The organism is Halomonas pelophila (assembly GCF_040196315.1).
In the GTDB taxonomy this organism is placed as follows: Bacteria; Pseudomonadota; Gammaproteobacteria; order Pseudomonadales; family Halomonadaceae; genus Halomonas; species Halomonas pelophila.
On sequence record NZ_JBEGCI010000021.1, the window covers coordinates 50,484 to 58,416 of the forward strand.

Here is a 7,933-nt window from a genome sequence, read left to right on the forward strand (position 1 = left end):
AACCCCGTTCTTTCTAAGTCTCAAAGCGCTGACAGCTGATGGATGGCATAAATAATGCCGGCGCAGGTGTCGGCGCCGGAACTGGCGCCAATGGCCAGGGTGGCGTGCAGCGAATGCTGTAACGTTAAGTCGTCAGTACCGTGCAGCAGGTGGTACACCAGCCACTGCACTGGTTGCGAGAAATGCCCGGCCAGCGCCAGCTGCAGGTAATGGGCGCTGACATCGGTGGTCCGACAGGTGTTGAGCAATCCCGGTGTGGCCAAGCGCTGAAACACCTGGTCCGCCTGGGGCCATAAAGGCCGTAAACCGTGGGCGGCAGCCAGCACACCCAGCAGAAAATCATCGCCGGCCGGTGTCAGCCCCTGGCCCTTTCCCAGGTTGCCGAACAGCGCTTCAGGGCGTGCCCCAAGCTGCGCGGGCACGCTCAGCCCGGCGGCATTCAGATAGTCATCCAGACTGGCAACGGGTCGGCCCGACACCGAGCTCACATGCCCAAGTAACGCCGGCTCGAGCGCTGCCAGATTGTGTTGCAGCCGTGAATCATCCAGTGCGGCGATCAATGGTGCCCGCTGCCAGGGCTGCGCCGTGGCCGTATTCACCTGTAAACCCCGTGACGGCTTGAAGCGGATGACACCGCCGCGCATGAACGCCCCGTCGCCCGTCCGCAGTGCCGTCGCCAGATTGCCAAGCGTCGCTAGAGCGCACTGGAAAGCAGTCGGTGTGGCGGACAACGAGGTGTCCAGGATCGACACCCAGGGTGTAGCGCGCAGGCCGGTAACGATATTCACCGAGCGCTGAAATACGCTGTGCACCTGGCCATCAAATGACTGGCGGGGGCACAAATAGCCGCAGCTCTGGGCGATGATCATCGTATCGGTCTACTTCAGTCCGGCAATGATGTTGTCGGCGTTGGTTACCCAGCCACAGATGGCGCCCTGGGCCTTGATCATCTCCAGCGCATACTTATGGAATTCCGGGAAGTAGGAGCCGGTGCAGTCTTCCGGAATGATGCACTCGTAGCCGCGGTCGTTGGCTTCACGCACGGTGGTGTTCACGCACACCTCGGTGGTCACACCGCAGACAATCAGGGTTTTGATACCGCGGCTTTGCAGGATCAGATGCAGATCGGTCTGATAGAACGCGCCCTTGCCCGGCTTGTCGATAATCGGCTCACCGGCCACCGGGTAGAGTTCCGGAATAATGTCGTGGCCATTCTCACCACGCACCAGAATGCGGCCTTTGGGGCCTTGCTCGCCGATAAACGTTTTACCACCGCGGGTCAGTTTGGCCGGTGGGCAGTCGGTCAGATCCGGGCGATGACCTTCGCGGGTGTGAATCACCATCAGACCGGCGTCACGGGCAGCTTGTAGGACACGACCACAGGGCTCGATGGCACCGCGGACCAGGGAGACGTCGTTACCCAGGGCTTCGCCAAAACCGCCTGGCTCAACAAAATCGCGCTGCATGTCAATCACCACCAGTGCGGTGGTTCGCGGATCAAAATCCAGGGCAAACGGATCGGCTTGGAATGTTTTCATCATGATGCAATTCCCCTTCGGCTATGGGTGAAAGCGGCTCGTCGTCAAGAGCTGAAAACGATACTAGACCCGCCGATACAGCGGCAAAAGTGAGACAATCTGTCCGGTTAGAACAATTAAGTTGAACAATGACGCGGGGATCTGACAAAGGGGCGGGCTTTGCGCGGGGGAAAAACAGGGGAGGGTCAGGCGCGAGGCGGATTCGGCCAAATCATCGGTTTTTTTGATGAGTCGTTTCGGCTTCTTTCACCAGTGTATGGACAATAAGCTGATCTAGATCACGAGCGGATTACTGGCACCAGCGCAGCCGGTTCTCGCTGCGGGTCAGATAGTCAGTGCACCATTGCAGAACCGGGCTTTCGCGATGGGCGTGCCAGGCATAAAACAGCTGGGTAGGCTGCTTGTGTTCGGCAATCGCCTTTTTCAGCAGCCAGCCTTCGTCCAGCCATTCCCGAATGCGGTGATGGGGCACGTAACCGATACCAATGCCCCGCTCGATCATGTTGATGGCAACGGTCAGATCCGGCGCGTAAATGATTTTCTGCCCCGCTAGCGACCAGGTATCCTGCGGCAGGATATGCAGCGAGGTGTCTTTCACCACAATCGCCGGGTAGGCCCGCAGCGCTTCAGCGCCGAGCACTGCCGTGCGCCTGGCCAGCGGATGCTGGCGGGCCACCACGAAATCCCAGTCAATGTGCCCAATCGACTGATAGACGATGCCCTCGAGTATCGGCGCCGCGTGAGGTGCGCCAATCACCAGGTCGGCGCGCCGGTCGTAGAGCGCGTCCCAACAGCCGTTGTACACCTCAGTTTTCACGCTGATGCGAGTGGCGGGAAACTCGCGGTCCAGCTGCTCGATAAAATCCACCAGCCCTTCACGGTTGACGATGTTATTGATGGCCACCGAAAAGGACATCTCTGTCCCAGAGCTGATCATCGCCGTATTGCGCACCAGTTCGTCATACGAATCCACCAGCCACTGGCTCTGGTCAATAAAATACTGCCCGGCATCGGTCAGGCGCGCCTTGCGGCCGCTGCGGTCAAACAGCGGAAAGCCCAGTTCGTCCTCCAGCTTTTTAACCGTGTAACTCACCGCCGAAGGCACCCGGTTAAGGCGGTCGGCGGCTACAGCAAAACTGCCGGATTTGGCAATCAGGTGAATGGTGTTCAGAACGTCTCGGGAAAAGGGCATAGATAGCATCGCATCGAGTAAAAACGTCACCCGGCGGAAGGGGGTGCGCGCCAGCACGCCATTATGGCAGTTATTACTGTGCCGGGCACCGGACGAGGCCCGGTCTGGAAGGCGATGATTTCGCCGTTATACAGATCCATGATCCGTGACATCTCTCAGGGCACGACGATCACGGGGATCGGCAGCCGTGCTAGCAGGTCCGGATCCTCTTCGGCCAGCCGCGCGAGTCGAGGGCGATGCAGCAGCAGCGCGCCGCTGGTCACCCGCCGGAGCCGCTGCTCGAGCTCCCGCGCATCGCCCGCCTCCAGGACCTCCACGCCCTCAAACAGCCGCGCCAGAGCCTCGGGGATCTCCAGGAGGGAGTGTGCCTGCGCATCACCTTCGGCCAGGGTACGCAGGGGGCCGTGAGCCAGCGGCAGCCGCTCGTCCCAGATGATCACCGTGCAGGGCGCCTCCCGCATCAGGGCGCGGCTGGTGGAGCCCAGCCGCACTCCCCAGTGCCCCGAGAAGCCGGCCTTGCCGAGCATCAGCACGTCCCCCGGCCCGGCGAGGGCCTGGGCCTCGCTGACGATCCCGCCACGGCTGACCCTGAGTTCGTGGCGGAGCTCCAGCCCGGCCACCGCGGCCTCCAGCGCCTCGGTGACGCGGCGGGCCTGGCGCGCCTGGCCGGCCACGAGCTCCTCGCGGGAGAGCCGGCGCGCCCGCCCGGAGACCGCCCCGATCTCCCGGGCGAAGGGGAAGCCGGCGCTGCTCACCAGCTCCTGATCCTCGACGAACAGCGCCACCAGTTCGGCGTGGCGCGCCGCGGCGAGATCCACCGCGGCGGCCAGCGCGGCCAGGCTGTGGCGCGAGGCATCGACCAGGGTCAGCACCCGGACGACCCTGACCTCCTTGCCGGCCGCCCTGGCGCTCGGATCGTCACCGAGGGGCGGTCGCGCCTCGTCAGGGGGCATCGTCATCCTCCTCGTTCTCTTCCTCTTTCTTTTTCTCTTCTTCAGCCTCGCCGTCGGCCAGGCCGCGCTCGGCCTGCCGAGCATGCGTCACCGCCTCGCGGAACTGCGCCAGCCGCTCGGCCACCCGCGCCTCGAGACTGCCCGCGGGGAAGCGCCCCCGGGCGTCGGGTTCGCCGATGGGCAAGCCGGTGAGCAGTGACAGGGCCTCGTCCACCCGGGAGATCGCGAAGACCCGGAAGCGCCCCTGCTCGATGGCCTCGCGCACCTCGCCCTTGAGCATCAGGTGCTCGACGTTGGTCCTCGGCAGGAGCACCGCCTGACCCGAAAGCTCGCCACGGGCCCGGCAGACATCGAAGAACCCCTCGATCTTCTCGTTCACCCCGCCCACCGCCTGGACCCTGCCGTGCTGGTCGATGGAGCCGGTCACGGCGAAGGCCTGGTCGAGCCCCACCCCGGCGATGGCCGAGACCAGGGCACAGGCCTCGGCCACCGAGGCGCTGTCACCCTCGACGCCCCCGTAGGACTGCTCGAAGGCGAGACTCGCCGAGAGCGACAGCGGCCCCAGGGCGGCGTAGCGGCTGGCCAGATAGCGCGAAAGGATCATCACCGCCTTGGCATGGATCCGCCCGCCCATGCGCGCCTCGCGCTCGATATCGACTACCCGGCCCTCGCCGGGACGCGCCGTGGCGGTGATGCGCGTGGGCTGGCCGAAGGCGGTCTCGCCCAATTGCATCACCGCAAGGCCGTTGACCTGGCCAACCACGCGCCCCTCGGTGGCGACCATCAGGGTGCCGCGGGTGAATAGCTCATGGCTGCGCTCGCGAAGGCGCCCCGCCCGCCAGAGCTGCTGCGCCACCGCCTTCTCGACATGGGCCCGATCGATCACCCGATCCCCCGCCTCGCCGGCCCAGTGGTCGGCCTCCAGCAGCAGGTCATGGAGGTCGCGGTGACGCGCCGTCAGCTTGCGCTGGTCGTCGGCCAGGCGGCTGGCGCGCTCGATCACCGCGGCCACGCCCTCGCGGTCCAGGGGGCGCAGCGCCGCGGTGCGCGCCAGGGTCGCCACCATGCGCGCGTAGAAGGCCTCGTGCTCGCGGTCACGATCGAGTTCGTCCTCGAGGTCGGCCTGCACCTTGAACAGCTCGAGGAACTCCGGGTCATGCTCGCAGAGCAGGTAGTAGAGCAGCCGGTCGCCGAGCAGCACGATCTTGACGTCCAGCGGGATCGGCTGCGGCTCCAGGGTCACGGTGCTGATCAGGCCATAGGCCTGCTCCAGGGACTCGGTGCGGATCTCACCGGCCCGCAGCACCCGCTTGAGGGTCTCCCAGGCCCCCGGCTGGGTGAGCACGCCGCGCACGTCCAGCACCAGGTAACCGCCGTTGGCGCGATGCAGAGCGCCGGCGCGGATCAGCAGGAAGTCGGTGAGCAGGGTACCGTTGTGCACGTGGTGCTCGATGCGCCCCACCAGGTGCTGATGGCTGGGCAGATCCTGGTGGATCACCGGCGCTCCCTTGGCCCCGGCGTTATCCACCAGCAGGTTGATCTGGATGCGGCTGTAAAGCGCCTCCGCCGGGATCTCGGGGTCTTCCTCGATGAAGGACTCGGCATTGAACAGGATCGCCTCGCGAATCGCCTCGAGGTGGGTGATGACGCCCTGCTGGGCGGCGTAGCGCTCCTTGAGCTCGTCGAGCGGCGCGTCGATGGCCGATTCGAGCATCTCCGCATTGAGCGCGCTGGCCTGCTCGCGCAGCTGCTTGGCGAGCCGCGGCATCTGGCGAATCGCCTGGGTGAGCTTGCGCTGCAGCTCCTCGACCTTCTGCTCGATGCGCTCGCGCTGCTCGGCGGGGAGCGCCTCGAAGGCTTCCGGGGCCATCATCTTGTCGCCATCGGCCGGCGCGAAGGTGAAGCCGTTGGGGGTGGAGAGCAGCAGGATGCCGTGCTCGCGGGCCTCGCCACGCACGGTCTCGACGGCATCGCGCTGTCGCTCGCCCATGGCCTGCTTCAGCTCGTGGAGGCGGTTCTGGTACTCCTCGCTCTCGAAGACCGCGGGAATGGCGCTACTCAGCTCCTCGATCAGGCCGTCCAGATCCTCGCGCAGGGCTCGCCCCATGCCGGCCGGCAGGGAGAGCACCAGCGGCGCGGCCGGATCATCGAAGTTGTAGCGATAGCACCAGTCCCCGGGCGCGGGGCCGCGCTTGGCCAGCTCGGCGAGAAAGCGCCCCACCAGGCTCTCGCGGTCGTGCCCGGGCGACCCCAGCACGAAGAGGTTGAAGCCGTCGCTGCGAATCGCGGTGCCGAAATTCAGCGCGTCCCGGGCCCGCTCATGCCCGCTCAGCAGGTCCAGCGACTCGAGCTCGCTGGTGATCTCGAAGGCGAACGCCTCGGTGGCACAGCGTCGATACACCTGGCTGACATCCAGGGGCTCCAGCATGACCGTCCTCCTCTTCTCCCCCTCTCCCGCTGGCGCCTCACCGCCGGCGCGCGGTGCTCAACGCAGGATGTCGTGGATCACCTCGTGGATGATGTCGTTGGTGATATCGACCAGCACGGCATCGGCGCCCACGCGGCGCCACTCGTAGCCCTCGTAGTGCGGCAGCTCGCGGCGCAGGCGCGGATCGAAGTTCTTGGCGATCCCCGGCGGCAGGGGCTTGCCGCGTTCCAGGTTCATGCGGATGCCGGGCGGCAGGCGGTCGCGCTCGTCGTAGTGGAGATAGTCGCGACGGCGATGGAAGATATCGCGGATGTCGTCCTCGTCGATGCGCAGGCGTCGATCCCGCCAGTCATCATGATCGCGATCGAAGTCGCGGTCATGCGCGCGATCCCGGTAGCGATCGTCGTCGTGTCGCGCCTCGCGGTAGCGCTCGTCCTCGCCGGACGGGCCCTTGCCCCGCTGGCCATGGCCGCCCTGCCCCGGGTTGCCCCGAACCTGCTGCCCCTGGCCCGCCTGCTGGGCGCCTTTGCCGACGCCCTGGCCGTTGCCGGGCTGCGCCAGCAGCGGCGTGGCGGCAAGCGCCAGCCCCAGGGCGACGCCCATCACCAGCGATGAGGAGTAACCGGTACGCTTCATGACGACCTCCTTGATGGGGAAACGTATCCGCAGTCTAGTCAGACAACGTGCAGGGCATGTGCAAGAAGGCTTCGTCATGGCGCCAGAACGGGTATCATGGGCCGTCCGAAAGTGTTTTTTCTGCCCCTGCTGGAGATGTTTGAGATGACCTTGCGTACGCTGCTCGCTTCCACCGGCCTGCTGCTCGGCGCCATCAGCCCGCTGGCCCAGGCCGACACCCTGCGCCTCGGCATCGGCGAGTGGGCCACCGGTCAGGCCAGCACCTACGTGCTCAAGGCGGTCCTCGAGGACGCCGGCCACGAGGTGGAGGTCCGCTCGGTGAGCCTGGCCGCGATCTGGCAAGGACTCTCCGTCGGCGAGCTGGATGCCTTCACCGGCGCCTGGCTGCCGGTCACCCAGGCCAGCTACTTCGAGGCCGCGGGCGACCGGATCGACGACCTCGGCCCCAACCTCACCGACGCCCGCGTCGGCCTGGCCGTGCCCGACTACGCCGAGGCGACCTCGATCGCCGACCTGGCCGAGGCCGGCGACGCCTTCGGCGAGCGCATCCACGGCATCGACCCGGGCGCCGGCATCATGGCCCTGACCGAGCGGGCCATGGACGCCTACGGCCTCGACGACTGGCGGCTGATCGCCGGCAGCGACGCGGCCATGACCAAGACCTTGGAGACCGCGATGGGCCGCCAGGAACCGATCGTCGTCACCGCCTGGGCCCCGCACCCGGTCTTCTCGGGGCGGTCGCTGCGCTACCTGGAGGATCCAAAGGGCCTCTACTCCCGGGACGAGCGCATCCACACCGTGACGCGCCAGGGGCTCGCCGAAGACAAGCCGGCGATCACCGCGATCCTGGATCGCTTCGCCTGGAGCGCCGAGGACGTCCAGGGGCTGATGGAAGCCAACCAGGCCAACGGCGACTACGAGGCCAACGCCCGCGCCTGGGTCGAGGCGCACCCCGAGCTCGTCGCCCAGTGGCTGGGCGAGGACGACTGACCTCGGCCAGCCTGGCACGACGGTCTGCCCGACACGACGTAAACAGCACCGCTGCACGACAGCGCCCGGCCATCGTGAACTGACCCCCAATCGTTGGACGGTTGGTTCTCTTAACCGGTAGCCATGGCCTGAGCCCTGTATTGCACGGGGCTCAGGCCTTTTAGTTTCTGCTTGATTCGCTGATGGTTGTAGTAGT

Annotated in this window: 8 protein-coding genes; 1 reads left to right on the plus strand and 7 read right to left on the minus strand. The window is 66.1% G+C overall.

Features of this window, described 5'->3' with window-relative positions; all coding sequences use genetic code 11:
- Nucleotides 1-20: 20 nt before the first annotated feature.
- From ABE957_RS17305 to ABE957_RS17330, 6 genes are all read right to left on the minus strand, one after another.
- On the minus strand, nucleotides 21-869 hold the full coding sequence (locus ABE957_RS17305) for an oxamate carbamoyltransferase subunit AllH family protein (protein ID WP_349759916.1): 849 nt from the start codon (nucleotides 867-869) through the stop codon (nucleotides 21-23).
- Between the two features lie 9 nt (nucleotides 870-878).
- Nucleotides 879-1,541, minus strand: coding sequence for a cysteine hydrolase family protein (locus tag ABE957_RS17310; RefSeq protein WP_349759917.1), 663 nt, complete (start codon nucleotides 1,539-1,541; stop codon nucleotides 879-881).
- 286 nt (nucleotides 1,542-1,827) lie between these two features.
- A complete protein-coding gene (locus tag ABE957_RS17315) occupies nucleotides 1,828-2,787 on the minus strand; it encodes a LysR substrate-binding domain-containing protein (RefSeq protein WP_349759918.1) in 960 nt (319 codons plus the stop codon).
- A gap of 98 nt (nucleotides 2,788-2,885) precedes the next feature.
- Nucleotides 2,886-3,689, minus strand: coding sequence for a universal stress protein (locus ABE957_RS17320; RefSeq protein ID WP_349759919.1), 804 nt, complete (start codon nucleotides 3,687-3,689; stop codon nucleotides 2,886-2,888).
- Nucleotides 3,673-6,111, minus strand: a complete 2,439-nt coding sequence (locus ABE957_RS17325) for a Lon protease family protein (protein WP_349759920.1) — start codon at nucleotides 6,109-6,111, stop codon at nucleotides 3,673-3,675. Before ABE957_RS17325 ends, ABE957_RS17320 begins: the two co-directional genes overlap by 17 nt.
- A gap of 57 nt (nucleotides 6,112-6,168) precedes the next feature.
- Nucleotides 6,169-6,747 (minus strand): anti-virulence regulator CigR family protein, encoded by a 579-nt coding sequence (locus ABE957_RS17330; RefSeq protein ID WP_349759921.1) that lies wholly within the window; start codon nucleotides 6,745-6,747, stop codon nucleotides 6,169-6,171.
- A gap of 144 nt (nucleotides 6,748-6,891) precedes the next feature.
- On the opposite strand from ABE957_RS17330, the gene ABE957_RS17335 reads away from it, so the two are divergent.
- The gene (locus ABE957_RS17335; RefSeq protein ID WP_349759922.1) at nucleotides 6,892-7,737 is read left to right on the plus strand and encodes a glycine betaine ABC transporter substrate-binding protein; all 846 of its coding nucleotides are present in this window, start codon (nucleotides 6,892-6,894) and stop codon (nucleotides 7,735-7,737) included.
- Between the two features lie 110 nt (nucleotides 7,738-7,847).
- Here the strand turns inward: ABE957_RS17335 and ABE957_RS17340 are convergent.
- Nucleotides 7,848-7,933 (minus strand): IS3 family transposase (locus ABE957_RS17340; protein ID WP_349759924.1); only part of this gene is annotated, 86 nt, incomplete at its 5' end.

Coding starts and splice junctions, on each gene's coding strand:
- ABE957_RS17305 (WP_349759916.1), bottom strand. CDS start 869: ATGATCATCGCCCAGAGCTGCGGCTATTTGTGCCCCCGCCAGTCATTT.
- ABE957_RS17310 (WP_349759917.1), bottom strand. CDS start 1,541: ATGATGAAAACATTCCAAGCCGATCCGTTTGCCCTGGATTTTGATCCG.
- ABE957_RS17320 (WP_349759919.1), bottom strand. CDS start 3,689: ATGACGATGCCCCCTGACGAGGCGCGACCGCCCCTCGGTGACGATCCG.
- ABE957_RS17325 (WP_349759920.1), bottom strand. CDS start 6,111: ATGCTGGAGCCCCTGGATGTCAGCCAGGTGTATCGACGCTGTGCCACC.
- ABE957_RS17330 (WP_349759921.1), bottom strand. CDS start 6,747: ATGAAGCGTACCGGTTACTCCTCATCGCTGGTGATGGGCGTCGCCCTG.
- ABE957_RS17335 (WP_349759922.1), top strand. CDS start 6,892: ATGACCTTGCGTACGCTGCTCGCTTCCACCGGCCTGCTGCTCGGCGCC.